Origin of the sequence: Aminipila butyrica, from assembly GCF_010669305.1 — a bacterium.
GTDB classification, from domain to species: domain Bacteria; phylum Bacillota; class Clostridia; order Peptostreptococcales; family Anaerovoracaceae; genus Aminipila; species Aminipila butyrica.
On record NZ_CP048649.1, the window covers coordinates 398,056 to 424,934 of the forward strand.

At 43.5% G+C, this 26,879-nt stretch carries 18 protein-coding genes and 1 pseudogene; 15 read left to right on the forward strand and 4 right to left on the reverse strand.

Annotated features, from left to right (window positions below):
• Positions 1 to 86: 86 nt before the first annotated feature.
• From hslO to Ami103574_RS01895, 9 genes are all read left to right on the forward strand, one after another.
• Positions 87 to 1,001, forward strand: a complete 915-nt coding sequence (gene hslO, locus Ami103574_RS01855; protein WP_163065051.1) for an Hsp33 family molecular chaperone HslO — start codon at positions 87 to 89, stop codon at positions 999 to 1,001.
• A gap of 13 nt (positions 1,002 to 1,014) precedes the next feature.
• Positions 1,015 to 2,070: a D-alanine--D-alanine ligase family protein gene (locus Ami103574_RS01860; protein WP_163065052.1), complete on the forward strand. Its 1,056-nt coding sequence runs from the start codon at positions 1,015 to 1,017 to the stop codon at positions 2,068 to 2,070.
• Entirely contained in the window at positions 2,039 to 2,467 is a 429-nt protein-coding gene (locus Ami103574_RS01865) for a DUF1934 domain-containing protein (protein ID WP_163065053.1), read from the forward strand. Before Ami103574_RS01860 ends, Ami103574_RS01865 begins: the two co-directional genes overlap by 32 nt.
• A 23-nt stretch (positions 2,468 to 2,490) precedes the next feature.
• Positions 2,491 to 3,942 (forward strand): S41 family peptidase, encoded by a 1,452-nt coding sequence (locus Ami103574_RS01870; RefSeq protein WP_163065054.1) that lies wholly within the window; start codon positions 2,491 to 2,493, stop codon positions 3,940 to 3,942.
• Between the two features lie 225 nt (positions 3,943 to 4,167).
• Entirely contained in the window at positions 4,168 to 5,682 is a 1,515-nt protein-coding gene (locus Ami103574_RS01875) for a DUF1846 domain-containing protein (RefSeq protein ID WP_163065055.1), read from the forward strand.
• 125 nt (positions 5,683 to 5,807) lie between these two features.
• On the forward strand, positions 5,808 to 6,755 hold the full coding sequence (locus Ami103574_RS01880; RefSeq protein WP_163065056.1) for an AEC family transporter: 948 nt from the start codon (positions 5,808 to 5,810) through the stop codon (positions 6,753 to 6,755).
• Between the two features lie 144 nt (positions 6,756 to 6,899).
• The gene (locus tag Ami103574_RS01885; protein WP_163065057.1) at positions 6,900 to 7,559 is read left to right on the forward strand and encodes an ECF-type riboflavin transporter substrate-binding protein; all 660 of its coding nucleotides are present in this window, start codon (positions 6,900 to 6,902) and stop codon (positions 7,557 to 7,559) included.
• A gap of 4 nt (positions 7,560 to 7,563) precedes the next feature.
• Positions 7,564 to 9,264 carry an ABC transporter ATP-binding protein gene (locus tag Ami103574_RS01890; protein WP_246213181.1) on the forward strand — a complete coding sequence of 567 codons (1,701 nt, stop codon included), beginning with the start codon at positions 7,564 to 7,566 and terminating at the stop codon, positions 9,262 to 9,264.
• Positions 9,257 to 10,087 (forward strand): energy-coupling factor transporter transmembrane component T family protein, encoded by an 831-nt coding sequence (locus Ami103574_RS01895; protein ID WP_163065058.1) that lies wholly within the window; start codon positions 9,257 to 9,259, stop codon positions 10,085 to 10,087. Before Ami103574_RS01890 ends, Ami103574_RS01895 begins: the two co-directional genes overlap by 8 nt.
• 205 nt (positions 10,088 to 10,292) lie before the next feature.
• Here Ami103574_RS01895 and Ami103574_RS01900 read toward each other — a convergent pair whose 3' ends face one another.
• Positions 10,293 to 13,418 carry an S-layer homology domain-containing protein gene (locus Ami103574_RS01900; protein ID WP_163065059.1) on the reverse strand — a complete coding sequence of 1,042 codons (3,126 nt, stop codon included), beginning with the start codon at positions 13,416 to 13,418 and terminating at the stop codon, positions 10,293 to 10,295.
• 57 nt (positions 13,419 to 13,475) lie between these two features.
• The gene (locus Ami103574_RS01905; protein WP_163065060.1) at positions 13,476 to 14,621 is read right to left on the reverse strand and encodes an acyltransferase; all 1,146 of its coding nucleotides are present in this window, start codon (positions 14,619 to 14,621) and stop codon (positions 13,476 to 13,478) included.
• A gap of 301 nt (positions 14,622 to 14,922) precedes the next feature.
• On the opposite strand from Ami103574_RS01905, the gene Ami103574_RS01910 reads away from it, so the two are divergent.
• From Ami103574_RS01910 to Ami103574_RS01925, 4 genes are all read left to right on the forward strand, one after another.
• Positions 14,923 to 17,301, forward strand: a complete 2,379-nt coding sequence (locus Ami103574_RS01910; protein WP_163065061.1) for an S-layer homology domain-containing protein — start codon at positions 14,923 to 14,925, stop codon at positions 17,299 to 17,301.
• A gap of 173 nt (positions 17,302 to 17,474) precedes the next feature.
• Positions 17,475 to 18,095, forward strand: coding sequence for an S-layer homology domain-containing protein (locus Ami103574_RS01915; RefSeq protein ID WP_163065062.1), 621 nt, complete (start codon positions 17,475 to 17,477; stop codon positions 18,093 to 18,095).
• A gap of 72 nt (positions 18,096 to 18,167) precedes the next feature.
• Positions 18,168 to 19,556: an S-layer homology domain-containing protein gene (locus tag Ami103574_RS01920; RefSeq protein ID WP_163065063.1), complete on the forward strand. Its 1,389-nt coding sequence runs from the start codon at positions 18,168 to 18,170 to the stop codon at positions 19,554 to 19,556.
• A gap of 332 nt (positions 19,557 to 19,888) precedes the next feature.
• Positions 19,889 to 22,405, forward strand: coding sequence for an S-layer homology domain-containing protein (locus tag Ami103574_RS01925; protein WP_163065064.1), 2,517 nt, complete (start codon positions 19,889 to 19,891; stop codon positions 22,403 to 22,405).
• A gap of 215 nt (positions 22,406 to 22,620) precedes the next feature.
• Here the strand turns inward: Ami103574_RS01925 and Ami103574_RS01930 are convergent, their stop codons facing one another.
• Together Ami103574_RS01930 and Ami103574_RS15775 are read right to left on the reverse strand one after the other, a co-directional pair.
• The gene (locus tag Ami103574_RS01930) at positions 22,621 to 23,640 is read right to left on the reverse strand and encodes an NAD-dependent epimerase/dehydratase family protein (protein WP_163065065.1); all 1,020 of its coding nucleotides are present in this window, start codon (positions 23,638 to 23,640) and stop codon (positions 22,621 to 22,623) included.
• An 18-nt stretch (positions 23,641 to 23,658) separates the two neighbouring features.
• Positions 23,659 to 24,198 (reverse strand): annotated as a pseudogene (locus Ami103574_RS15775) (IspD/TarI family cytidylyltransferase).
• Between the two features lie 357 nt (positions 24,199 to 24,555).
• Here Ami103574_RS15775 and murJ point away from each other — a divergent pair.
• Both murJ and Ami103574_RS01950 read left to right on the forward strand, forming a co-directional pair.
• Positions 24,556 to 26,064 carry a murein biosynthesis integral membrane protein MurJ gene (gene murJ / locus Ami103574_RS01945; RefSeq protein ID WP_163065067.1) on the forward strand — a complete coding sequence of 503 codons (1,509 nt, stop codon included), beginning with the start codon at positions 24,556 to 24,558 and terminating at the stop codon, positions 26,062 to 26,064.
• A gap of 81 nt (positions 26,065 to 26,145) precedes the next feature.
• A complete protein-coding gene (locus Ami103574_RS01950) occupies positions 26,146 to 26,862 on the forward strand; it encodes an IspD/TarI family cytidylyltransferase (RefSeq protein WP_163067897.1) in 717 nt (238 codons plus the stop codon).
• The last annotated feature ends 17 nt before the right edge of the window (positions 26,863 to 26,879 follow it).

A 26,879-nucleotide genomic window follows, 5' to 3' on the forward strand; every position in this document is an offset into this window, starting at 1 on the left:
TATCTATACGGGTGTTGGCTGGCATGATATTGTGATGGGTTTCGTCGGCTATGTTGCATATATAAAGAAAAGGAGAAATTTTATAAATGGGAAAAGCATTAATTGCTATAGATAAAAGTAAAATGTATAGAGTCTATCTGACTATCAGTACAGATATGGTAGAGGAGGCTAGACAGGTACACGGAACTACACCGCTGGCGACGGCTGGATTAGGCCGGGTATTGACTGGAGCTGGTCTTATGGGCATCATGTTAAAAGGTCAGCGGGATCGGCTGACCCTGAGCTTTACAGGAGACGGGCCGGCTAAGCAAATTTTGGCTACAGCTGATGCTGCGGGCAATGTAAAGGGTTATATCACTAATCCAGATGTGGAACTTCCGCTGACTCAGGCAGGCAAGCTGGATGTAGGAGGCTCCCTTGGTATAGGTGATTTGAAGGTCATTAAGGATTTAGGCTTGAAGGAACCTTATATGGGCAGTATTGCTTTGGTTTCAGGAGAGATTGCAGACGACCTGACTGCTTATTTCTTTATTTCCGAGCAGCAGAATTCCTCGGTAGCCTTGGGCGTTAAAGTTGCCCGAGACCAGTCCGTTCTTTGCTCAGGGGGCATGATTATTCAGATGCTTCCTGGATTTGAAGAGGAGGCGGTGGATGCCCTGGAAACGTTGCTGGATCAGATGAAGCCGCTGACTACGCTGATTGAGGAAGTTCTTTTACAATCTGCGGGCAAGACGGAAGAAGGATTACTGGAAGCGCTGTTGAGTCACATCTTCCAGGGAATACCGGAACAGTATAAGCCAGAGCCGTTGGAGTTCCGAGAAATCAAGTGGCAGTGCGATTGCAGCCAGGAACGGCTGGAGCAAGCGCTTATGACCATCGGCCGTAAAGATATGACAGAGATCATTGAGGAAGACGGTCAGGCAGAACTGGTTTGCCAGTTCTGTGAAAAAAAATATTTCTTTGACAAGGAACACTTGGAAGACATACTTTCAAGAATGTAGGGGGCATAATAAAATGATTAAAATAGGCGTTATATTTGGCGGCCGTTCCGGGGAGCATGAGATTTCCCTTATGTCTGCGGCATCGGTAATCAATGCGCTGGATAAACTGAAGTTTATACCGGTTTTTTTCGGCATCACCAAGGAAGGTCGCTGGAAGCACTTTGAAGGGACGGTTTCGGAGATTGAAAGCGGCCAGTGGGAGCGGACGGCGGTGGACTTCAATCCGGGTAGGCTGAAAGAACTGGTAGACTTTGCACTGCCTATCCTTCACGGCCCTTACGGGGAGGATGGGACCATCCAGGGTATGTTTGAAATGCTGGATATCCCCTATGCAGGTTGCGGTGTGCTGGCCTCGGCAGTAGCCATGGATAAGGCGGTGGCTAAAGATATTTTCGCCAAAGCGGATCTTCCTATCTGCAAACACGCCTTAGTCTACCGGGAAGACTTTTCTGATGAAGCCGGCAAGACAGACGAGAAGCTGATAACGGTTGTAGCAGAGCGCATTGAGGCACAGGTGCCCTATCCGCTGTTTGTAAAGCCTGCTAATATGGGCTCCAGCGTGGGCATTACCAAGGCGAAGGACGGAGATGGTCTGCAAAAAGCCTTGATGGAAGCTGGAAAATATGATAGACGTATTGTTATTGAGGAAGGTATCGACTGCCGGGAGTTGGAGACGGGAGTCATTGGAAATCATCAGCCTTTAGCGGCCGAAGTGGGAGAGATTTTGCCTTCAGCAGAATTTTATGACTACCGGGCCAAGTACTTCGACGGGGGGCAGTCCAAAATCTGCGTACCGGCAGATGTGCCGGCGGAGGTCAGTCAGGCCGTTCGGGAAATTGCCGTTAGAGCCTATATGGCACTGGATTGCGCCGGATTTGCCAGGGTGGATTTCTTTTTAGAGAAGAAAACGAATAAAATTTATATAAATGAAATAAATACAATACCGGGCTTTACGAAGTTCAGCATGTTCTCTAGATTGTGGGAAGAGGCTGGCGTTTCGTATTCCCAGTTGATTGAAAGGATTGTGGATTTCGGTTATGAAAGATATCATGCTAAAAATAGTCGGTAGGCAGATCTCAGAGGATTCAGGCGTCGAGGATGAGATTGAATTTGTCACCGAGGGAAAGATCTATAAGAGGAACCAAGCCACCTACCTAGTATACGAGGAAAGCGAGGTTTCTGGGGTGCCGGGCTGCAAGACCAGTCTGAAACTATTGGGAGACACCATCAAGATGAAGCGGTTTGGAGAACGAGTAGGTTTGGATACGGTCATCGAGTTTGAAAAAGGGCGGCGCTATGAAGGCTTTTATGATACCCCTTACGGAGCGATTGAGATGGAGGTGTTAACCAACGACCTGGTCAACAACTTGACGCCCGATGGGAAAGGGTCCATTGATATTGATTATCATGTGAGCTTGAAGGGGCTGTCGGAGGGCCGGAGCAAGCTGAATATACAAGTGATTTAAAGAGAATAAAAAGGGGAAGAAACATGGATAAAAAAACAGTCAAAGTAATCGCCTGGATTATCGTTCTGACGATGATCCTCACCTCCTTTTCCTTTGTGATATTCTTGCCTGCGGCCTTCGCAGACACAAAGGAAGACACCACGTCTAAGGAGTACCTCCTAAACCGGCTGGTGGAAATGCAGAATTACATGGAATTTCTCAATAAATACTACAAAGACCCGGTCAATTATGATCAATTGATGGATGCTGCGATGGACGGAGCTACCCAGTCTTTGGAAGACCCTTACAGTGTATTTTACACCACTGATGCGGAAAGTCAGCAGTTTGTAGAAAACGTGTCTGGAGAGTACGCAGGGGTAGGGCTTACCATGACTACGGCGGATAAGAAGCACGAGGTCGTTTCCGTCAATGGAGCGGGGCCAGCCTTGAAAGCTGGTGTAGAAGCAGGGGACCAAGTAATAAAGGTGGACGGCAAGGATGTCAGTGCTTTGAATACCAATGAATTGGTTCAGCTTATGAGGGGAGAAAAGGGTACAAAGGTGACGTTAACCATTCTGCGGGATGGCCAGCAGAAGGACATCACCATTACCAGAGAGATTGTTACGACCGCCAGCATTTCCTATGAGATGAAGGGGGCGCATGTGGGTTACATAGACATATCCGGATTTGATTCTGATGTAGCTACAGAATTCCGCATGGCGAAAGCCGCTTTGGTTAATAAGGGGGCTGAATCCCTGATTATCGACCTGCGGGACAACCCGGGAGGATACATAGATGGAGCGGTGGAAATTGCTAACGAGATTCTTCCCAGCGGCTATATTACTCACTTTATAAACAAAGATAACGTCTTTGAGAGTGAAAAGGCCACGGGGATTGCCGGACCAACCATGCCGATTGTCCTCTTGGTCAACGAAGAGACCGCCAGCTCCTCGGAGCTGCTGGCAGGGGCATTGCAGGACAATAAGGCTGCTACCTTGGTGGGCACTACGACTTTTGGTAAAGGTATCGCCCAGCAAATCGTAACCTTATCTGCCGGGGACAAGGCGAAGGTGTCTGTGTTCTATTTTGTCACCCCAAATAAAAAGACCATTCACCACGTGGGTATTACGCCGGATTACGTCGTACGGAATGGTACCGTCGGCAGTGAAGAGGCCAAGGCAAAGTACCTTACCTTTGCACCGATGAGTGAAGACCAAAAGCCTAAAGCTGGAGATACTGGGCTCAACGTGTACGGCGCTCAGCAGCGGCTGTCTCTGATAGGCTATTATACCGGTGACATAACGGGTACCATGGATGAAAACACCGTAGCAGCAGTAAAGAAATTTCAGAAAGATGAAGCCCTTTTTGCCTATGGTGTTATCGATAACACCACCAAGAACCGATTGGAACTGGCTGCTTATAGTTTAGCCTATGGGAATACAAAAGCTGGGGAAGACTTACAGTTAGCTAAGGCCTTGGAACTGCTGGGTAAATAAGCAGAACCGTATTAGGCAGTCTTTGCTAATAGACAAGAGAAAAGATTTTATATGAAGACAGAAAGCAGGATATCGTTGGTGTCCTGCTTTTAGTTTGCTTTTTCGATTTCGTTCTTAATAAAAAACATAATTAAGCAAAAAAAATTATTTCAAATTGTTCTCTGCCGTGATATAATATTGGCTATTGTTTTAAGAAAAGAAAAAGTTTAGAAAGAGGTGAGGACTATGAAAAAAGTAGGATTTAGTGCAGAAAAGTACATCGAGGAGCAGTCGCAGCATATCTTAGAGCGGATTCATTGTGCAGAATCGGAGAGACTGTATTTGGAGTTTGGTGGCAAGCTGGTTCATGACAAACACGCTATGCGGGTTTTACCAGGCTTTGACGAAAATGCCAAGATAAAGCTGCTGGAAAAGATGAAGGATCATGCGGAAATTATCATTTGCATCTTTGCAGGTGATATTACTACCAATAAGACCCGTCAGGATTTTGGTATTACATATGATTTAGAGGTCCTCCGTTTGATTGACACGTTCAGAAAGTATGATTTGGCCATTAACAGCGTAGTGGTGACCAGATACGAAGAGCAGCCGGCAGTAGATATGTTTATCAACAAGCTGAACCGCCGGGGCATTAAGACCTATAAGCATAAATTTACGAAGGGCTATCCTACAGATGTAGAGGTCATCGTTAGTGAAGAAGGATACGGAGCCAATCCGTATATTGAAGTAACCAAGCCGTTAGTAGTGGTTACCGGTCCGGGAGGAGGCAGTGGAAAATTGGCGACCTGCCTGTCTCAGTTGTATCATGACAACCGGCGTGGGGCCAAGGTCCGCTATGCCAAATTCGAGACATTTCCAATTTGGAACCTGCCCTTGAAGCATCCGGTAAATGTGGCCTATGAGGCAGCGACGGCAGACTTAAAGGATGTGAATATGCTAGATTCTTTCCATTTGGAAGCTTACGGAGAAAAAGCCGTTAATTATAATAGAGACCTGGAAGTCTTTCCAGTGGTCAAGCGAATTATTGAGAAAATTACTGGAGAAGAATCCGAATACCAGTCTCCTACGGATATGGGGGTAAATCGCGCTGGATTTGGCATTGTTGATGATGAGATCTGTAAAGAAGCCGCTAAACAGGAAATTATTCGACGGTACTTTATCGCAGAATGTAATTATAAAAAAGGCAAGATTGACGAAGGGGCGTTGGAACGGTGTAAGCTGCTCATGGAGGAGCTGGGATTGAAGCCGTCAGACAGAACTGTCGTACAGCCTGCTCGAGATTATGCGGAAGAAAAGCGAGATTGCGATCCGCGGTATGAGAATGTGGTTATCATGTCTATCGAGCTGGAAAATGGAAAGATTATAACGGGCAGAAGTTCTCGGCGAATGGTCGCTGCTGCCGCTGCGGTGCTCAACGCCATCAAATATTTGGCCGGCATTGCAGACAACATGCCACTGATTTCCCACACGGCGTTAGAAGCTATACAGCATCTGAGAAAGGACATCCTCAAGCAGGATCGATCCAGCCTTAACTGCGAAGAGATTTTAAGTGCGCTGACCATTTCTGCCACGACGAACCCTCCAGCGGAGATTGCCACAGAGAAGCTGCTGCTGCTCAAGGGCTGCAAGGCTCATTGCACCGCGATTCTCAGCGATAAGGATGAGCAGCTGCTCAATTCCTTGGGGCTGGATGTGACCTGCGATCCAGAGTACGTGACTACGAACCTCTATTTTGGCTAAAGCTGGCAGGCGAGGCCTACATAAGAAAAAATAAAAGAGGGGCTGTCGCAGAGACAGCTCCTCTTTTATAGTAAGTAAATAGCTAGAAAAAGTTATATTGCTTGTTTTAAGGAAAGGAGAAGTCTATGTATGGTCGTTTTTTTGTGTTGTTTGCCCTGATGGCTACGGGGTATATTCTAGCTAGAAAAAAGGTTTTTGACCAATCCACTACACAGGCTATCAATAAGTTTATCGTATATTTTGCCTACCCCTGTCTGGTGGTGGAAAAAATCAGCGGTCTGGAAATGGCCGGGCAAACGCTGCTTGACTTTCTTCTGACTTTGGCGCTTTCCACGCTTTTACTGTATTTGGGACATGGAGCGGCCTATTTGTATAGCAAGGTCCGGCATTTTCCCAAAGATAACACGAATGTCGCAGAATTCGCAATGGCCAGCCCTAACGATGGATTTATGGGCTTTCCTGTAGCATTGATGTTCTTTGGCGATTGGGGTCTTCTCTTTATGCTGGCCCATAATGCAGCCTTGAACTTGTACTTCTTTACCTTGGGTATTTATACCATGAGAGCAAGTCGGCAGGAACGGCAGAAACTGACTTTTAGTCGTTTCTGGAAAGGAACTGCTGACTTATTGATGAACCCTAATATTTTGGCTCTTATGGCAGGACTGATTTTGTGTGGCACCGGGATTTCTCTGCCGGGGCCGGTGAAAGAGTATTTAGTATACATTGGTAATGTGTCCACGCCGATGGCTATGATTTACATCGGCACCTCTTTGGCAAAGAGTAACTTTCTGAAGATCGTTAAGAACAGACAAATCGTAGAATGCAGCTTGATGAAACTGATTTGGCTGCCGCTGCTGACTTACGGATTGATGCTGCTGCTGCCTGTCAGCCAGATTATTAAGATTACCTGTGTGCTGGGAGCTTGTTTCCCGACAGCGGCTACGGTGCCTATGCTGGCCCAGCAGGAACAGCAGGATGCAAAGCTAGCCAGTGAGATTTTGTTCTTGAGCACGATTCTTTCGGCAGCAACAATCCCCTTGTCGGTCCAGTTGATTCAGCTGTTTGTACACTAGGCTGGAAGATGTGAAAATAACTGGAATTTGATTATTATTAATGGTATACTTATGAATAATTTCATATGGAAATAATATGAAAAGGGTTATATCAGGCGAAAGCTTGAATATAGAAAATAATATTGATTATAGGAGGGAATTCATATGGCAGGTATTAAAGGATTTTTTACATCCATAGCCACCATGCAAGGCCTAGTGGCGGTGGTCATAGCGGTGGTGTTATGTACGGTGATTTTGTTCTTTGGCAAAAAATTTGGAAAGCCCATGAGCACCAAGACGGTGGTAGCTATCGGCATCGGAGCAGCTCTTTATGCAGCGCTTTCTACTCTTTCCATTCCAATTGGACCCAACACGTCATTTCGTATCGCTATTCTCTTACTGCCCATCTTTGGTGCTTTTTTTGGGCCTACAGCAGGTTTTCTGGTAGGCTTTATCGGCCATGCACTGAATGATGCATTCTTGTGGGGCAATGTGTGGTGGAGTTGGGTATTCATGTCTGCTATGCTGGGATTTTTTGGTGGCTTTGTACGTATGGACAGGCGGTTTGATCCGTTGAATGGCCTTTGCAATCGGTTTAACCTGCTTAGTATGTACATATGGTCTGCCGTGGGCATGGCTGCCGGCAGCTTCATGGCCTATTTTGGAGATGTATACCTGTATGGGGAGCCAACCGAGAAACTGTTTATTCAGATTACTTTGGCCAACATCTCTAATCTGGTCGTCATTTTTGTCATCGGCATTCCGGCCATCGGTTTGATTGCCAAGAGCCGGGCCAAGAGCAGCGGGTTAAAAAAGGAAGAATAAGAAGATGAGCATCATTTCTTTTAAGAACTTTTCATTTCGATATCACAACTTAGATGAAAGTACGCTGACAAACATTGACTTAGAGATTCAGCCGGGAGAAAAAGTTCTGATTACCGGAAAGAGCGGAAGCGGTAAATCTACCATAGCCCATTGTATCAATGGGCTAATTCCATTTAATTATAAGGGGGAAATGTCGGGGCAGATTTTGGTGGACGGTATTGTGCCGTCCCAAGCGTCTTTGTTTGAAATGGGTGGCCATGTCGGTACCATCATGCAGGACCAGGACTGTCAGTTTGTGGGCTTGTCTGCGGGGGAGGATGTGGCTTTTGCTTTTGAAAATGACTGTATGCCCGTTTCAGAAATGCGTCAGCGGGTGGACAAGGCCTTGAGGCAGGTCGGCATGCTGGAGCAAAAAACCGTCACGCCCCAGAATCTGTCAGGAGGGCAGAAGCAAAAGGTAGCTATTGCGGGTATTTTGGCCCTGAAGGCACCTATCCTGCTCTTCGATGAACCCCTAGCTAATTTAGATCCGGCCAGTGGACAGCGAGCCATGGAGACCATTTGTCAGCTGAATGAGCAGGAAGACAAGACCATCCTGGTCATCGAGCATCGCATTGAGGAGGTGCTGGAGCATGGATTTGACCGAGTCATCATCTTGGAAGGAGGAGGCATTGCCTTTGACGGCACGCCGGATGAACTTCTAGCCGGTGGGCAGCTAACGCAGTTGGGCCTTCGACAGCCGCTCTATGTAGAGATGCTTAAGCTGTGTGGGGCAGAATTGACTGCGGCAGACCAGATTGCTGACCTCAACCATGCTTTGCCTTTCAAAGAGTTGGTGGTATCCCAATATCTGGCGGATACGTTTAAAAAGAAAGACATTCAGCGGGAAGAACTGCTGAGATTGCAAGGCGTATGCTATAAATATTATAAGGAAGATCCTTACGTCATAGAAGATGTGAGCTTTCAGGTAAAAAAGGGAGAAATATTGGCCATTGTGGGAAACAACGGCTCAGGGAAATCCACCCTACTGAAAACCATTGCCGGCATCGCCAAGTACCAGGAAGGCTCCATGTTTTACCAGGGAGAATGTATGGACAAGTGGTCGGCGGGCAAGCGGGCTTCGGCTATTGGCTTTGTCATGCAGAATCCCAACCACATGATTACGAAGAACCTTATTTTTGATGAGGTGGCCTTTGGACCCAGGAATTTGGGGATGAAGGAAGATGAGGTGAATGAGCGGACAGCGGGCGTGTTGAAGACCTGCGGATTGTATGCTTTTCGTAACTGGCCGGCCGCTTCCTTGAGCTACGGGCAAAAAAAGAGGCTGACTATTGCTTCGATTTTGTCCATGGGGCCTAAGCTTATTATTTTAGATGAGCCGACGGCAGGCCAAGATTATACCAGTTATCGGGAATTTATGAATTATTTGACCCAAATACGAGAAATGGGTACGGCCATTATCATGATTACTCACGACATGCACCTGGCTCTGGAGTATGCAGACCGCGGGGTGGTTCTGTCCGGCGGACGGATTATCGCTCAGGATACGATGGACAAGATTCTGTCAGATCCTTCCTTAATCCAGAAGGCTAACTTGAAGCATACGTCTATAGAGCGAATGGGACGATTGTATGAGGTGGAAGATTTGAGCAGCTTTATTGCATACTTCACCAGGCGAGTGACAGGAGGCAGCGCACATGACTAAAAGTGGATCTTTATATATTGAAAGAGATTCGATCTTTCATCGGTTGGATGGCAGCATAAAGCTTTTATTGCTCATTGGTTGGACGGTTTTTGTCTTTGCGTTTTTGGACCTTCGGGTTTTCGCGGTGCTATTGCTCTTAGGTATTTGCATGCTTAAAGCCTCTAAATTGCCTGGCAAGGCTGTTTGGCCATTTTTTGTGTTCATCCTCTTATTTACCATTTTTAACTCCGCTTTTTTAGTAGCGGTAACCCCCGCGTATGGGTCAAAGCTGACAGGTACTTATAGTGAGGTGTTTACTTTATTTGGGGTGTATACGGTTACCTTCGAGACCGTTTTTTACTGTCTGACGCTGACCTTAAAATATATCTGCATTTTGCCGGTGACTATTTTATTTGTCTTTACCACCCACCCCAGCAGCTTTGCTGGAAGTATTAACCGATTGGGCATCTCCTATAAGGTCTCTTATGCAGTGAGCATTGCGCTGCGATACATACCGGATGTAAAATCGGAGGTGGAGCATATCATTCAGGCACAAGAGGCTAGGGGGGTAGCCTTTAAGAAAGGGGATGCAGGCATTTTCGTGCGGCTTAGAAACTATGGCAATGTGATGATGCCGCTGCTGATGTCTTCCTTCAGTCGGATTGAGGCCATATCTAACGCCATGGATTTGCGGGGATTTGGTAAAAGCAGAAAACGGACTTGGTATCACCGGGAGCCGTTGACAGCGGTAGATTTTGTGTTTGCGGCTGTATCTGTGGCAGCGCTGATGGCGGGAGTGGCAATCAAGGCTAGTGGGGCTGTCGGGTTTTGGTATCCGTTTTGAGGAATAAGCGTTGATTGCCAAGTGTGAGAAGCCTCATAAAGATATTCTCAATTAAAACTCAAGGAATACGAGATTAATCGTTAATTAAAAATATACGATATAACAAGTTATAATTTAAAGCTGGGAGCGGAATCTGTTCAGAAGATTCCGCTCCCAGCTTTTTTATAGAAAACCCCCTGACATTAAAGCTGCCGGGGGGCGTAGACTATTCTGTTTTTTCGCCGTTTTTCAATTGGCCCTTAAAGGTATCTATAGCAGAGTCCAAAGTGGATTGGGCACTGTCTACTTCACTTTGGGTCGCCTGCCTTTTGTCGTAAACAGTATTTGCTGAATTGATGGCGGCATTGAGAGTATCTCGCTCACTAGTGGTCACCCACTGATTCCCAGTAGGTACATCGGCGGCGGAATCCGCTATGCGGATGTTGTCCAGTGAGTTGTTAGCCTTGGTGATAGTGGATTTTAATGATGTCCGATTTGCCATTAAGCCTTCTTTTATGGTGGCTTCAAAAGCCTTTCTTGCCGCATTCAAGGTATCGGTTCTGGAGGATACTTCTATGGATGTACCAATATTATCCATATCTTTTTTTGCAGTGGCAATGGCCGAATTTAAAGCATCTTTGACACCTTGAGTCACCCATTCCTTGGCCGGAGAGACATCAAATCCGTCGGTGCTAATCACTACGCCGTTGATAGCATTTTCTGCATCGGATATAGCTGCGGTTAAAGCAGATATATTTGCACGGAACTTGCTTCCGGATGTTAATGTTCCCTTAAAGGTAGCCGTGGCTTTGTTCAAGGTGTCAGCAGCGGCCTTGGCTGCATCAGTAGTAGCGACGGTATCTCGCGTCTTGATTGCCGTGGTGAGGGCGGTGTCAAAGTCGTTCCATACATTTTGAGGTACCCACTTTAAATCTTCAAAGACATCGGTGCCATTAGTACTGATTTTTACACCTTTCTGTGCATTTTGTGCGCTGACAATTGCGGCCTCCAGTGCACTTAGATCGATATCCCTCTTGGCTGTAAAGTTAGAGCTGGTTCCAGCCACAAACAGACCAGAACTGTTCTTAAATCGGCTACCTACCACGGAAATGTTATATGTGTTTCCAGAGGTCAAGGCCTTAGATGGTGTCAAGGTGATAGTGGAACTGCTAATGTCGGCTTTGTAGTCCACGTTGGCATTGTTAGCGCTGGTATTCTTCAAAGAAACAGCGGTTTTCACATAAGCCTCTGTTAACGCACTACTGGAGTTATTGTATACGGCCTCCGAAAATCTTAACGTAATCTTAGAATCCAAAGCTACATCAGCAGCATTGTTGGCCGGGCTAAAACTAACAGTGGGTTCTGTTGGTTTAGTAGTGGTCCAGGTTACACTGCTTTCTTCGATAGCTTTTTGATCAGAAGATGTCCGGAATTTTTTAGCTGGGATTGCCAAATAATATTTTTGTCCTTCCTTCAACTTACTTTTAGGTTCAATCGTAATCTTCTTTTTAGCAGAATTGATTTCGGCATCAAAAGAAACTTTGGAGCCGCTGGAACTTCCTACCCTGAAGATAATGTTACTCTCTAGATAGGAATCTGTTATTTTACTGCCAGAATACGTTTCAATAGCATAGTCAAAGGTAATGGTCGGGCTGACAGAAAGGCTGACGCCAGTTTCGCTCTTCTTAGGTTTAAAGGTAATGTCTTTATCTGATTCATCGCCTGTTTTAAAGGAAGTCGTCTGAGCAGCATTGGTGTCATCGTTGCTGTATAAAAACTCTTTTTTCGGAATGACGACGTAATACTTAGTGTCTTCGTCTAAATCGTCATCTGGAGTTAAAGTGATGACCTTTTTACTGCTGTTGATAGTGGCATCAAAGGATACCTTAGAGCCGGAGGAAGAACCTCGGCGCAGCGTAACCATATCTTCAATGTCGGAATCTTTGATAGTGGAACCGTTATATTTTTTTACGGCTTTGTCAAAGGTCAGAGTAATCTCTGTATCCAGGTCCACTTTGGTGGCCCCGTTTTTCGGTTTTACGTCAATTTCTAAATTTTTATTATCGCCGTCGTCGTCTTTGTCCGGTGAAGAAACACCAGAACCCATTTTTAAATAACGCGGCTTGGTTTCGTAAGTAATGTTGCTGGAATTGGCATTCATGGTGTTGATGGTACCGCTCCCTTTGAAGGCAGAGGCGGCATTGACGTTGGCAGTACCGATGTTGCTTTTGCTATCTAAAGTGATTTCACTGTTTTTGCCGGAACTATTGACGTTAAAAGTGGTAATAGAACCAGATTCTACGTCAACATCTGCTGAAGAGCCGGTCAGATTAACTTTGACAAAGCTGCCTTTTAAAGTAGTTTTCGCAGAACCCTTGATATCTACCTCGTTAAAACCGGTTCCATACAGCCCACCGGATAAGCTGGAGGTTTCTAGAATGGCTGTGTTGCCAGCAGTCGTCTTGTTGATGGCCGTCTGGCCTTTGGCTAACAGCCGGACAGAGGAAGAACTTCTTTCTACATAAGCGTTGGCTACTCGGGAATTAGATACAGTGATTGTATCATCCCCTCCGCCGTACACGTAAAGGGTACCCAGAACAATACAGTTGGATAATTCGGCATCGCCATCACCTAAGTCAGCATGCATAGTTACATTATTGGAATAAATTCGGCCAGATAAAGTAGTCCCCTTACTCTTTACCGTGGCACTGGAGGATACAATATTTTCTTTTGCTAAAATATCACAGAGAATTTTGGCAGTCATGGATCTGGTCAAGGCGTCTGAGGGGTGAAATTTTCCGTCGTCATACGCTCCCATATAGCCCTTACCGCTGATTTTTGCCACCGCATCTGTGGCCCAACTGGAAATCGAGCCTTTGTCACTAAAGGACGAGATGCTGCCGGAGACCCCATAAGTAGGTACAAACCGAGCAATCATAGCCGCCGCCTCTTCTCGGGTTACCGCATTGTTAGGCCGAAATGTCTTATCATCATAGCCGCCGACAAAAGTCGCCGATACGCCTTTGGCTACATCGCTGTAAAACCATTCACTGTAAGGCACGTCAGAAAAAGAGACGGTGGTGGTGCCAGAATTGCCTAAAGCCTTGTTGACCATGCTAGTAAATTCTGCTCTAGTCACCGAGCTATCTGGCTGAAAGGTTCCATCGGGATAACCTTTAACAAAGCCGGCGGAAACCGCCTGATTTATGTAGGATTCTGCCCAGTGACCCCGTATGTCGCTGAAGGTAGCACCATAAGACGTGGATGGGATTCCAATAAAAGGAATGGCCACGATTATTGCTAAAAACCAGCTTAGTGTTCGTTTCATAATGTTAGTTGAGACGCGTTTCATGAGTTTTCCCCCTTTGATGTACATGGAATTGATATCCATTGTTTTGTTAATGATATATTAGCACTTAGGCGTGCGAAAAACAAGTCGAATCAGGCGAACAGGCAGCCTGTAAAGTTGAACCAGAATTATGCTGACACCCAAGCTAACAGCGAAAACAATCACTCCGTTGATGGGTAGTGAATTAGCCTGAACTGTGGGAAACAACCAATCCAACCGACGACACCAGTCGATAATAAACGGATGAAGCAGATAAACTGTCAGTAGATACTGAGGTAGGCAAGCAATCCCCTGTTGGATTGGCTTCGGTGGCTTTAGAAAGTCTAACTTAGCAAACAGCAGGAATACGCCAAAACTCATGAAGAAGATTGTCGGCGAGTAGTTGCTGAAATAAATCAGACTGGGTTCTCGGAAGCCAAACATGGGGTTCATCCGCCAAGTTTCTTGGTAGGTAAACCGAAAAGCCTCTAAGGCCAAGGCAAAAACTACCAGAGAGAGCTTCCAGCCGAATCGGTGTTGTCGAAACAGAAAACCGGCGAGGAAATAGCCAATATACCCAAGGAAAAAGCCAAGAGAAAGCTTTTCTAAAAACATATCCACGATTTTTAAGTGCCAGAGCACCTCGTTCATTTTGGTCACGGCAGTAACTAAGACGCACATTAGGACGAAATAAATCAGCTGCGTCCTAGAGGCTTGGGCGGCAATGTGCTTCAGCAGCGGCGTAATTAGATACAGACCCGCCAGCATGTAGAGATACCACATGTGATAATGCCCTTGTATGAAATAAGGCCAGAAAACCTTCCATTCCACAGCCTGCCAACTACGAGAGAAGCCCCACTGCGGAACATGATAGAAAAAGTTCTGTTCTGCCAGCGAGTAGAAAAATGACCAGCATACAAAGATGATAATCAACTTGGGCAGGTACTTTTTAAATATAGCAGATAGAGAAACTTCCTTGTCCGAGTGCAGCAGAAAAGCACCGCTGAGCATGACAAAAAGAGGAACCCCTACCCGGGAGGCTGCACTGAATTTGACGGCCTGCTGCCACTGGAGGTAACCCTCTACCGAATCTGGTGCTTTATTAATGTATTGTACGGAAAGATGCAGCATGACGATGAGGTAAGCGGCTAGTATTCGCAATATATCATAATGGAGTAACCGCTTTTCCTTATCTAAAAGATCTCCCTGTTTCTCTGTTGTTTCCATCGCTCTCCCCTGAGTGTTGTTATCTAAAATTATATAGGATAATATATGACTATTATTACCATTATAATGTTCAAATAAAGCTATATCAACACTGAAGGCCAATTTATCATGAAATTTTAATATAAGAGCAATTTTGCTTTCCAGAATGGTCACAAAAGTGCCTCGAGGGTTTTAGGTGCTAGACAGTGCCCGCCACAGGCGATATAATAAATTAGATAAAGTTTTCACCAAGGTATATTAGCCTTTGGGGAACAAAATAAGAAACTTTAGCGTCAGATAGATGAGAAGAGGAGGGGAAAACATGAAAAAGAGAGTGCTGGCTATGACACTTTCAGCGGTTATGGCATTGACCGTGAATGTCGGATTTGCGTCAGCAGGTACCGATAAATTTACAGATCTTAATGGCCACTGGGGGCAAGCTATCATCAATGAGGCCGCCTCCCTAGGGGTGGTAGGAGGTTATCCGGAAGGGTATTACCTGCCAGACAACCTGATGAAACGAGAAGAATTCTATAAACTGATTACCAACGTCTTGACCACAATACCGGAGACTTCTGGTACAGTACTTTCCTTTCGGGATGTGGACCCTATTGAATGGTATGTACCGACTGTTAAGATTGCTGTGGCGGCAGGTATTGCTAAAGGCTATGAGGATGGAACCTTTGGCGTAGGACAGATGATTTCCAGACAAGAAGCAGCAAAGGTGGTGGCTTCGGTTATTTCTACAAATAATTTAGACACCTCTAAAAATGCCTCAGGGGTTAAGGATGTATCCTTAATTGGGGATTGGGCCTTGCCTTATGTCAACATCATGTTCCAAAAAGGGTACATGCAGGGTGATGATCAAGGTAACTTCCGTCCCACTACAGCCTTAACTCGGGCAGAAGCTGCTACATTACTGCTGAACGTCAAGAAAAATGAGAGTGTAATCAAAGGCCCAGGCGTTACAGGAAGCGGGACTACCGTTACTCCGCCGACTACCTCGACTGGCATTGCGGTCTGCCAGCCTTCCCATGCTGTTACCGCCGGTGCATTTACTGTTGGGGAAGGTACGGCCAAAAATCCTTACAAGATTTCCACAGCCGCGCAGTTGGACCATATCCGCAAGCATTTGAGTGAAGGAGGATACTACATACTGACTCAAGATATCAAAGTTAGTGAGGATTTGGCCACCACAGCCCCAGCAGCAGGAAATAATTTACCGGACTGGAGTGAAGGTAATTTTGAGCCAATTGGAACAGAATCATCTCCCTTTGTAGGTCACCTTGACGGCGATGGCCACACCATCAGTGGATTGGAAATAAGTGGAACAGTCAAGGGGCAAGCTGATATGGGGAACATTGCAAGCAACGCGGGCCTGTTTGGCTACGTGGATGCAAAGAGCAGTGTTGAAAACCTCACCTTAGACCGCTCGTCCATCATTGGAGCAGTCAATGTAGGCGGTATTGCTGGATACAATAAAGGAAGCCTTATCAATTGTGTTCTGGGCGATGGCAGTTCTGTCAGTGGACAGACTAATGTAGGTGGTATTGCCGGATATTCTGCCAATCTAATGAAAAGTGACATCAACAAAGGTAAAGTTCAAGGCACCGTCAACACTGGAGGCATTGTGGGGCAGATTGATCTGGACGGTAAAGCCTTGTACAGTTGTGTTAATAAAGGTACCGTTTCTGGTAAATCTAAAACTGGTGGCGTGGTAGGATATATGCCAGCTTCTAGCGCTTCTATGACCATCGAAAGCTGCAGCAATTCCGGAGAGGTAAGCAGTACGGCCAATTATGCCGGAGGAGTTGCTGGCCAGGTGGATGGTAACACTTATGGTGTCTATGTGACAGATTGCTATAACACCGGGGCCCTTTCCGGGGAAGGGTCTAGCGGTGGAGTCGTGGGCTATGCCCGAGGCAGCCGTACTAAGATTAGTGACTGCTATAATACTGGTGCTGTCAATGGGAAGAATTCCGGAGGAATCGTGGGCAACAACGAAGGCGATGTAGAGTTATGTTATAACAAAGGACGAATTGTTGCAGATTCTGAAGCTGGAGGCATTGTCGCCTACCAAAATACCGGAGAGGGGCGAATCCAGAACTGCTATAACATGGCTAATGTGACCGCTAATTCCAATGCTGGAGGCATAGCAGGTTTGAGCAAGGATAAAATTTTTAATGTATATAATTCTGGTACGGTTAAGGCTACCAATACCGCAGGAGGACTGGTGGGCACCAATTATGCGGCTATCCAGAGGTCTTATAATGCAGGAGAGGTGAATGGAACCAACGGGGCAGGGGCCTTGGTAGGCCGTAATCGGGATAAATTGACTAACTGCTTCTGGCTGCTGGGGACCAGTGATGCCAGCATTGGCTATGAGGATTCAGGGTCGGAGAAGAGTATCGTCATGGTGTTATCGAAGGAACAGCTTTCCGGCCAGTTGAAGGTAAAGCTGGGAAATGGCTATCAGTTGCTGACTAATTATTTGAATGACAAGGCTGGTTCCAAGGTTTGGACTTATACCTATAGAGTGGATGAAGCTGCCAGCGGAGAAAGTAGCAATATCATCTCTGATGGGGGCGGCGTGGTTCCTCCTATTTCCATCTCTACCACAGAGGATAAGGGTAACGTGATTGCTACATCCGACTTGAAATCAGCCTACCTGTATCCAGAGCTGGTAGAAGTACTGCGGTAAGAGATAAAAAATTGTAATATGTGTGTAATAGCTTTCAGCATACACTTTGTTATAATGATATAGTAAACATAAAGAAATTGACATTTTTTAAGTAGCATTTATTGGATTAGGAATTTGTATGTTGGCGTAATACGATAGATGCGAAAAAATTTTATGAATCAGGAGGGAAAATGATGATTAGAAAAAAAATTACTGTATTGGCTTTGTCCACTATTATGATAGTGAGCAGTGCTATGCCTGCTTTTGCTGCTGGGGACACATCCACCTGGAATTCCGGTAATATTTATCCGCAGGATGTAATGAATACAGAGCTGCTTACACCAGTGAAGTATTTGATGGATAAGAAGATTATAACTGGAGACACGGATGGTCTGTTTCACCCAGAAAAAAGTATTACCAGAGCAGAGTTCGCTACCATGATGGCTAAGGCTACCAATCGCACCAATGAATTAGAGGTTGTGGCAAAACAAAACTACTATGATGATTTAGCCGGATATGATTGGGCTAAAGGCTATATTAACGCCTGTACAAAGGACAGCTTGATACAAGGTCTGGGCAATCAGAAGTTTGCTCCAGGCAAGGAAGTTTCCTATGCAGAGGTGATTACCATCATCATTCGAAGCAAGAACCCATCTGCCGTCGGTTCGGGAACCTGGCCCGACAATTACATCCAGTATGCTCAGATGTATATGAACAGCATGATTGCTGATCGAAACATCACTGACTGGTCTGCTCCTGCTACTAAGGGAGACGTGGCGACTATGTTGTACCGGAGCATGCCGAAAAGTTCTTAAAGATGGTGAGGACAAAAAGAAGACATTAGAAACAACAAATAAGGACGAATAGAGAAAGAAAGGATATATATCATGAAGAAGATTGCTCAGAAGCTATCACTTTTGCTGGCTTTCCTGCTGTTGTCTACCACTACAGCCTTTGCTGCAAATATTCCAGCAGATATAGTGGGGACTACTCATGAGGAGGCTATTAAAACCCTCATAGAAGCTGGTGCTATCACGGGAGATACAGATGGTCAGTTCCATCCCGATGCCCAGTTGACCAGAGCACAGGCTTGCATCATCTTGGTGAAGACCATTGACCCGCCGGCATCCATGGTAAACGGTACACCGACTCAATCGGTGACGAAGACTGCATTTAGTGATCTCAGCGGATACAGCTGGGCAGAGGGATACATCTCCTATGCAGTAGAGCAAGGCATTGTAAAAGGGTATCCAGATGGCACATTCAAGCCAGGGGCTAACGTAAGCACTAACGAAATGCTGACCATGATTCTGCGGGCAGCGGGTTATACAGAAAGCACCATCGGTGCCAACTGGCCAACCGATTACATTGCAAAAGCCAAGGAAATCGGCATTTTGAATAATGTCGATGAAGCATATCCGGAAAAAGCTACGAAAGGTATAGCTGCGCAGATGACTTTTAACCAGATGACTAAGCTGCAAGCTATGGCTCCTACAGAAGAGGGAAAGCCTCAGGGCACAGAGAAGGATCGGCCGGAAAACCTTCCTTCTACTTCAGGCATGACCTTTGCTACGGGCAGCTTTGACAACAATATGACAACTTTCGCAGGCAAAGCCGTGTCCAAGGGAGTGGATATCTATATCTACGGGCTCAAATCTGAATATAGCAAGGATATGTCTTTTTCAGATAAAGCGGACGACTATCGGAAAGATACTTTATATAAGTTTAAAGATGTGAAGACTCCGGCCTGGTATCTGGAGGAAGACGGAAAGATTATCAAGATGATTTTGCCTCAGAATGTTGGATTTTCCGGCTACGTATGTGCGGTAGTGAATGGGGTGATTACTGACGTCAATGGGGAGGGCGATTCAGTTGCTGGTTTTGAGACCTTAACAGCTACCAAGGCTATCACCTGGTTTGGAAAGAAAGGCCTAACGGCACCAAACATTGAGCCCGGAAACGGACAGTTATATGAGCTGAGAACCTCTGATGGCGAGGTGCAGAGTGTGGCTCCGCCAGCAGCTACCAAGAGCAAACGTTTTGTTGAGTTTACGGATAAAGAATGGACAGAAGTGACTGAGTACAGCGATAAAGTAATCACTATAGACAAAGGGCTAATTTCTGTTAAGACTAATGCATCGATTTACGTATGGGATGATAAAAAGAGCGAATATCGGCAAGGAAATCTATCCAGCATTAAGGCAGGCAAGGAAATACGTGCGTATGATACTAGCGATGATGATGTGCAATCAGCCGATGTAGTCATTATTAAGTAATAGAATATCAAACATTAATACTCCTGTAACATTGCTGTAATAGACATCGCTAAAATTTTTGGTATAATAGCAATGTACCAAGAAATGCTTTAAAACTCTTGGGAAAGGGGTTGGTAGAACTGTCTGTTACAGTTTTGTTACATTTCGTCCCATAGGTTGACGAAGGCAATTCGCACAGGGTATAATTCACTATGATAGGTTATGAGCGGAGGTATCTCTAAATCATATCCCATTCAACATGTCAAATTATCTTCGGAAGGGGAAGGTGGTTTGCTCACAATAAAAAAACGAAAACCCCTTCGAAGAACTATTCTAAAGGAGGAATATTAGAAATGAAGAAAGTACTTTCATTTGTGCTAATTTTAGCACTGGTACTGTCCAGTTTCTCTATGGCTTTCGCAGGAACTTCCACAGAGCTTAAGGAATTAAGCGATATCTCTGGAAATGCTAACGAAGAAGCTATTGAAGTAAACTATGATTTAGGAATCGTAACTGGTAATCCAGACGGTACCTTCCAGCCAGAGAAGGCTGTAACCAGAGCAGAGTTTGCTGCTATGATTACAAGAGCTTTGGCTATTCCTGACAGTGCACTTGCTGCTTATGCAACATCAAGCTTCAAGGACACTACTGGATACACTTGGGCAGTGCCTTACTTAGCATTTACCAACTCCAAGGGTATCATGCTGGGTGACGGAGCTGGTAACGCTATGCCAGGAAAGACTATCACTGTAAATGAAGCTGTAACAATGGCCCTGAGAGCTATTGGTTACACTGCAAACAGTGCTGAGTTAACTGGTGTTTGGCCATCTAACTATGTAACAAAGGCTCAGGAATTAAAGCTGTATGACGATGTAGCAAAAGATGCTACTGGCGTTGACAAGGCTAATGCTGCTCAGGTTATCTACAATGTGTTAGGCGTACAGAAAGTCGCTGTAAACTCAGATGGTAAGACTGAAAAGCTTTGGGATAAGACTCCAGTAGTTGGTTCCAGCGATCCTGCTAAAGAGGCAGGAACTCCTACAACTCTGTTATCTTCCGGTTTAAACTGTGAAGGATCCCTGGGTGTTGTAGGTGCTGATGTTGATTATGATGATTCATTAATTAACATTGCTAAGCACATTGGTAAGTATGGTACAATCTACAAGAACGATGACAAAGAAATCGTAGCATTTATTGCTAAGGATTGCGAACAGATTGTTGGTAGATTTACAGCTAACGATGAGTTTAAGACTACTGATGAAGAAAAAGACTACAATATTAAGGTTGAAGATGTTAATTTTGTAATCAAGAATGGTACAAAAACAGATAATGCTACTAGCATTTCTGCTATTGACAAGACTAAAGAATATGTTCTTAGCGGAGACATTTCTGGTAAGACTGTAAAGGAAATCTATTCTGTTGTTGCTTGGAATGTAACTTATGCAGACCAGATTGAAGCTGATGACATCGCAGACATCAAGGATGACCAGAGCTTATTGAGTTCTGACTTTGCTCTTGACGACGATGACAACATTGACTTTACTCAGTTCCAGTTAGTTGGTGTTAAGAGCTTATCCGAGATTAAGGCTGACAACATCGTATACGTATACGCTGACTCTTCTTCCGATAAGAACATCAGAAGAATTGAAGTAGGTACTCAGGTTGCTGAAGGTGTTGTTAAGAACTTCAAGAACGCTAAGGACGATGTAGCAACTAAGTTTGCTATTGGAGCTAACACTTACAAGAATGCTCTTGACGTTATCAATGACCTTCCAGAAGATGAAGATCGCGTTACTGCTGATGCCGTATCAGATGATGTAAAGGCATTCCTGGATGGCAGAGGCTATGTTTATAAGTTTGACAATGCAACTTCTGCTAACAACTATGCTGTAGTTGAGAAGGTAGCTTCAACTATCGATGATCAGGCGAAGTTAATGCTTGCTGATGGAACAGAAAAGACATTCACATTTGATCTTGATGATCCATTCTCAACTATTACTCACGCATCTGTAATTGGATATGGTTTAGACAAGAGTGGTCAGGTTACAGAAGTTAACACAAATGCTGCTGTTTCAACGAACACTACTTTAGACAGCATCAGTGTTGTTAAGTGGAACGATGGTACAACAACAAGATCTGCTAAGATTGACAAGGATGTAGTCGTATTCACTTATGAAGGTACACCAGGAACTAATGATTCATCTAAGGATTATGACGTAACTACTATCGACAAGGTTGACACTACTGAAGACATTGGCAAGGTTGTTCTGTTATTTGATGATGGCGATGGCTTATCTGTAAAGACTAAGGTTGTTGCAATGATCGTTAGTGATGAACATGCTAAGGGCGGAGATTCTTCTTACGCTGTATTCAATGAAGTAAACCTTTCCTCTAATGACGATAACGACAAGGCTTGGGAAGTTGTTGGATATATTGATGGTAAGGGCCTGAAGAGCTTCACTGATGGTGACACTAACATCTTTAAGAACCGCGATGGCGCTAAGGAAACTGACAATCCGGCTTACGTTAAGGGTGTTGGTATCACAGCTAACCTATACAAAGTAAAGGTTGATGCGAAGGGTCTTATCACCAGAGCAGAGTTGATTACTGACCAGCACGAAGGTAGTAGCGAAGCTAAAGATGTTCAGGTAGTAAAGAACATTAACGTTACATCTGTTGATGGTAAGAGATCTATCAATAATGGTGACTATGCACTTTCTTCCAAGGTTATCATTTATCAGGTAACTGATGATAAGGAATACAAGAATGGTTCCATTAAGAAGGGCGATTGCGTTACTTTATATGAAGTAGATGACGATGAAGACGGTTATGACGTTGTAATTGTTGCTAGACCTTCAGATTTTGAATAAGATTCTAAATCAATAATATTTCAAAAGACGAGCGAAAGCTCGTCTTTTGTTTTAGATTTATAGTATTAATATTCATAATAGAAGTTCAGGCAGATTCCGAAACAGACCATTATATATGGTAAATACCACTAAAAGAGAGGCTACATAAAATTAGTGGATTTAATTCTGTCTTCTGACAAACTATGCTTTGATTGTTCTAGTATTTTACAGTTGCTTTATTCCTTAAAGCCAAATAACATATGTTGAATTCCTTCCTTTAACCCGTATTTAGGTTGCCAGCCTAATTGCTCTAGTTTTTGGGTGTCTAATACACACCTTTGCGTTTTAAGAAATATGACATTGGAGGGAGCTGATCTCGGCTCATAACGGAGAGTTACGCCGCCAATATCCGCAAGAGCTTGTGCATATTCTTTTAACGTAACAATGCTTTTTTCATTTCCAATATTATAGACTTCACCACTGTCACCTAGGAGGGCAGCATAGAGCATACCAGAGATACAATCGCTTATATAGCAATAGGAACGGACTTGTGTTCCTTCACTGTACATGGGGATATCTTCATGACGAAGAACCTGTCTAAGAAAATATACATCAGCTCGTGTATTTGAATCAAGAATATCTTTTCCATAAATAAAAGCGGGCCGTACAATCACAACATCGGAGTTATATTGTTTTTTAAAACTCATACAAAGAGTTTCAGAAGCTCGTTTGCTTTCTGGGTAGCAAGATCGGAATTTTGTGTAATCGACTTGTCCAGGCATTTCTTCACTGAATTTTTCTACTCCATTTAGATTTTCTCCATATACCTCGGAGCTTGATATAAATATTAATCGGGAATTGGAATATTGTGCAGCATATTGCAGTAAATTCAGCGTACCGAGAAAATTTGACTTCATCACATCCACGGGAACGGAGTTAAAGGCCTCGGGGTCTGCTGAGCTTGCTCCATGAAAAATATATTGAAAATGAATATCAAGATCTAATGGACTAGAAACATCTTGGATAATTAAATGAAAATGGTCTATAGCTTTATATGCCCCAAAACGTTGGGCAGCTTTTTCGGCATTTCTGCACAAAACATATATATTTAAATCTAAAGAAAGTTTGCTGTTTAGCTCCATTAATGCATCGGCAAAGCTGGAAACAATTAATCCATTTCCGCCCGTCAATAGGATGTTTGCATGCTGCAGTTTTTTCCAGGGCAGTTTTAAGCTAAGTAATTCTGTATATTTCATTCTATTTTATTTCTCCAATCATATATTGTTGATACTCTTATTTCTAAGATTTAAAAGAGACTCACATAAGATGATATCCTCTTGTGTAGTCAATCTAATATTTACTTCCGAGCCTTGTGCAAAGTGAACCTTTTTATTTAATTCAAACATAAGTGTATTTGTTGCACCAAGAGATAATAATTGTTCTTCACTCGCCATATGAAATAATTCGTTAAGCAAGTTCATTTTATAAGCATCAGGAGTTTGTATGCGATAAAGGGTTTTGCGGTCTAGAAATTGTGAGGATTACATGCCAACGCCATCCGTTACCATGACTTCATCTGCGCATGGAACGGCTGCAACTGCAGAATCGTATACTTTGCTTTGTGCAATAACATCAGAAATGATGTCTGCGATCACTAAGGGCCTGTTTCCATCATGAATTAAGATGGTATCATCCGGAGCACAATATTCTTTAAGCTCCTGTATGCCCGCTTGAATAGATTTTAAAGAAGTTTCACCGCCATTGACGATTCTTGTTAATTTGGTAATACCAAATTTTTTTGCATATGATCTCAAGATTTCATGCCAGCATTCATGAACCGATGCCGCTGGCTTTGATTAACGCAATATTCATGGGTTACATCTCCCTTTCCTTTGTTTTAAATATGGATAGTTACGTTCTAAAATGTATAAAATATCCACTGCATGATAAAAATATATCATCCTATCCCATTTTTCTCTATATCTCAGGTTATCCTATTTTATTTTGATGAGCAATTGCCGAATATTCCGTAAATGCTGAAAAGGTGGTTTGCCTTGTATCCGCTGTAATTTAAGGTTATAATAAGCTTAGCGGTTAGAACGGTGTAGCCTTAAGGACATATACCGTGTGAAATGCTGATAAAAATGAATTTTAAGGGAAAAGGGACAGCAATGAAAGAAAATATGATAAAAACAGCGGCTGTGATGTCTGTGCTGACCTTGGGATCTCAATGCTTTGGATTTGTTCGAGAACTGGTGATGGCAAATTATTTTGGGACCAGTTATATTGTAGATGCTTTTGCCATGTCTACTACTATTTTAAACTTGCTTTTCGGTGGTTTGATTATGTCTATTACAGCTGCATATATGCCCTTGTATTCCAAAGTAGTGGCGCAAAAAGGACAAGAGGCGGGTGAGGTTTTAACATCACAGGTTATTAACTTACTTTTGATAATAACAATCGGAATATCTTTTGTAGGCATTTTATTTTCTGATCAAATTATAAACGTTTGTGCTAGTGGATTTACAGGTGAGACGGCCAGATTGGCTAGTTACTATACAAAAATTATCTTTTCATACATTATTTTTTCTTCTATAACAGGTATTTTGGAGCCATACCTACAGTATCGAGGCGTTTTTATTCCGCAGATTATCAGTGGATATTTTATTAGCATTGCTAGTGCTATTGCCATTGTTATTAGTGCATATACCTCATACTATTACATTGCCTATGGTATTCTAATCGGAAACCTATTACGTTTTATCTGTATATTTGCGGTGGCTAAGAAAAAGGGATATCGACATAGACATGCTTTTTCATTAAAAGGAGAAGCCAATGGAGTAATCTCGTTAGCGCTCCCTATTTTTCTAGGAAGTTCAGTTGACTCAATCAGTAAGTTTATAGACCGGACGTTAGCTTCACATTTACGAGAAGGAAGCATTGCGGCATTGAATTATGCTAACTTGATTGACAGTATGATTATTATTGTGACAATAACGGTGATTTCTACGATTATTTATCCAAAGCTGACACAGGCTCATGCGACTCACGATAAGACAAGCTTTAATAGTTTAGTAGGATTAGGTTCTAGTTTGGTAATGATGATTGCGGTTCCTTGCTCGTTAGGGGCCATGTTGTATAGTCAGCAAATTATTCATATTGTGTATGAGCGAGGGGCTTTTAATGCTGGAGCCACGGCAATGACATCAGGAGCTTTTTTTTATTATTCGTTGGGACTTATTTTCATTGCAATGAGTCAGTTTTTGACGAAAGTATATTATGCTATGCATAATATGAAAGTCCCGATGATTTTTGGTATTATAAGTGTTGGTTTTAATATTGTGTTAAATTTTTTATTGATTGATCCGATGAAACATGAAGGGCTAGCCCTAGCCTCTAGTTTGGCGTCTGGGTTTAATGTGTGCTTGCTACTTTTTTACATGAAATATAAATATAGGGATATAGTGATTTTTGCTTCAAAAAAGAAGCTAGCTTGTATACTTTTTTCCGCAGGACTAGCTGTGGCTTTCTCTTATGGACTGTATGGATTTATCTCGGCTGCTGTACAGGCAGAATTCATTAAGATGATGTTGGTTGTGTTATTTGCATCGGGGGTATATCTGGTATTGCTAAAACTTTTTAAAGTAGAAGAAGCAGATTTAATTAAAATGCTGCGTTAATTAGGGTAAATCCCGAAGAAAGCCTTAATAGTGTTCTCTATTAAGTAAGCCAAATATATTAAAGGAGTAAATTTGAAAGATATGAATATTGCGGTAATAATTGCGGGGGGCAGCGGCCAACGGATGAACCAGGATATCCCAAAACAATTTTTAAATGTCTACGACAAGCCGGTATTGATATATACGCTAGAAGCGTTCGAAAAGCATCCAGAGATTGATGCCATAGAAGTTGTATGTCTAGATGGGTGGCATGAAATTTTATATGCATATGCAAAGCAATTTAATATTACAAAATTAAAGTGGGTAATATCTGGCGGCAATACAGCTCAGGAGTCCATAAGAAATGGAGTCTTTCACCTTAAGAATACTTGCTCAGATTGCGACATTGTTATTGTGCACGACGGGATTCGCCCATTGGTGGATGACTTTGTTTTATCCGATATTATCGTTAAAGCGAAACAATATGGGAATGCAGTAACCTCATTGCCATATACAGAGCAAATATTTATTACCGAAGATGCGATTACAACGAAGGAATATATACCTAGGGATAGTTTGAGACGAGTTTCTACTCCCCAAGCATATCAGTTTGATAAAATTTTATGGGCATATGAAAAAGCTTTTAATGAAAATATTGGAATTGAAGCATCAACATACGCCAATACATTAATGGTAGATTTAGGTGAGATTCTTCATTTCGCAGCAGGTTCAGAAAAAAATATCAAGCTTACGACTAAAGAGGATTTAGAGCTTTTTAAAACCTACATAAAGATGGAAAAGGATACTTGGTTAAAGTAGGTAAAAGTTTGAAACCA

Bases quoted from the DNA above. Each gene is read 5' to 3' on its own strand.
- hslO (WP_163065051.1), top strand. From the start codon at position 87: ATGGGAAAAGCATTAATTGCTATAGATAAAAGTAAAATGTATAGAGTC.
- Ami103574_RS01860 (WP_163065052.1), top strand. From the start codon at position 1,015: ATGATTAAAATAGGCGTTATATTTGGCGGCCGTTCCGGGGAGCATGAG.
- Ami103574_RS01865 (WP_163065053.1), top strand. From the start codon at position 2,039: ATGAAAGATATCATGCTAAAAATAGTCGGTAGGCAGATCTCAGAGGAT.
- Ami103574_RS01870 (WP_163065054.1), top strand. From the start codon at position 2,491: ATGGATAAAAAAACAGTCAAAGTAATCGCCTGGATTATCGTTCTGACG.
- Ami103574_RS01875 (WP_163065055.1), top strand. From the start codon at position 4,168: ATGAAAAAAGTAGGATTTAGTGCAGAAAAGTACATCGAGGAGCAGTCG.
- Ami103574_RS01880 (WP_163065056.1), top strand. From the start codon at position 5,808: ATGTATGGTCGTTTTTTTGTGTTGTTTGCCCTGATGGCTACGGGGTAT.
- Ami103574_RS01885 (WP_163065057.1), top strand. From the start codon at position 6,900: ATGGCAGGTATTAAAGGATTTTTTACATCCATAGCCACCATGCAAGGC.
- Ami103574_RS01890 (WP_246213181.1), top strand. From the start codon at position 7,564: ATGAGCATCATTTCTTTTAAGAACTTTTCATTTCGATATCACAACTTA.
- Ami103574_RS01895 (WP_163065058.1), top strand. From the start codon at position 9,257: ATGACTAAAAGTGGATCTTTATATATTGAAAGAGATTCGATCTTTCAT.
- Ami103574_RS01900 (WP_163065059.1), bottom strand. From the start codon at position 13,418: ATGAAACGCGTCTCAACTAACATTATGAAACGAACACTAAGCTGGTTT.
- Ami103574_RS01905 (WP_163065060.1), bottom strand. From the start codon at position 14,621: ATGGAAACAACAGAGAAACAGGGAGATCTTTTAGATAAGGAAAAGCGG.
- Ami103574_RS01910 (WP_163065061.1), top strand. From the start codon at position 14,923: ATGAAAAAGAGAGTGCTGGCTATGACACTTTCAGCGGTTATGGCATTG.
- Ami103574_RS01915 (WP_163065062.1), top strand. From the start codon at position 17,475: ATGATTAGAAAAAAAATTACTGTATTGGCTTTGTCCACTATTATGATA.
- Ami103574_RS01920 (WP_163065063.1), top strand. From the start codon at position 18,168: ATGAAGAAGATTGCTCAGAAGCTATCACTTTTGCTGGCTTTCCTGCTG.
- Ami103574_RS01925 (WP_163065064.1), top strand. From the start codon at position 19,889: ATGAAGAAAGTACTTTCATTTGTGCTAATTTTAGCACTGGTACTGTCC.
- Ami103574_RS01930 (WP_163065065.1), bottom strand. From the start codon at position 23,640: ATGAAATATACAGAATTACTTAGCTTAAAACTGCCCTGGAAAAAACTG.
- murJ (WP_163065067.1), top strand. From the start codon at position 24,556: ATGAAAGAAAATATGATAAAAACAGCGGCTGTGATGTCTGTGCTGACC.
- Ami103574_RS01950 (WP_163067897.1), top strand. From the start codon at position 26,146: ATGAATATTGCGGTAATAATTGCGGGGGGCAGCGGCCAACGGATGAAC.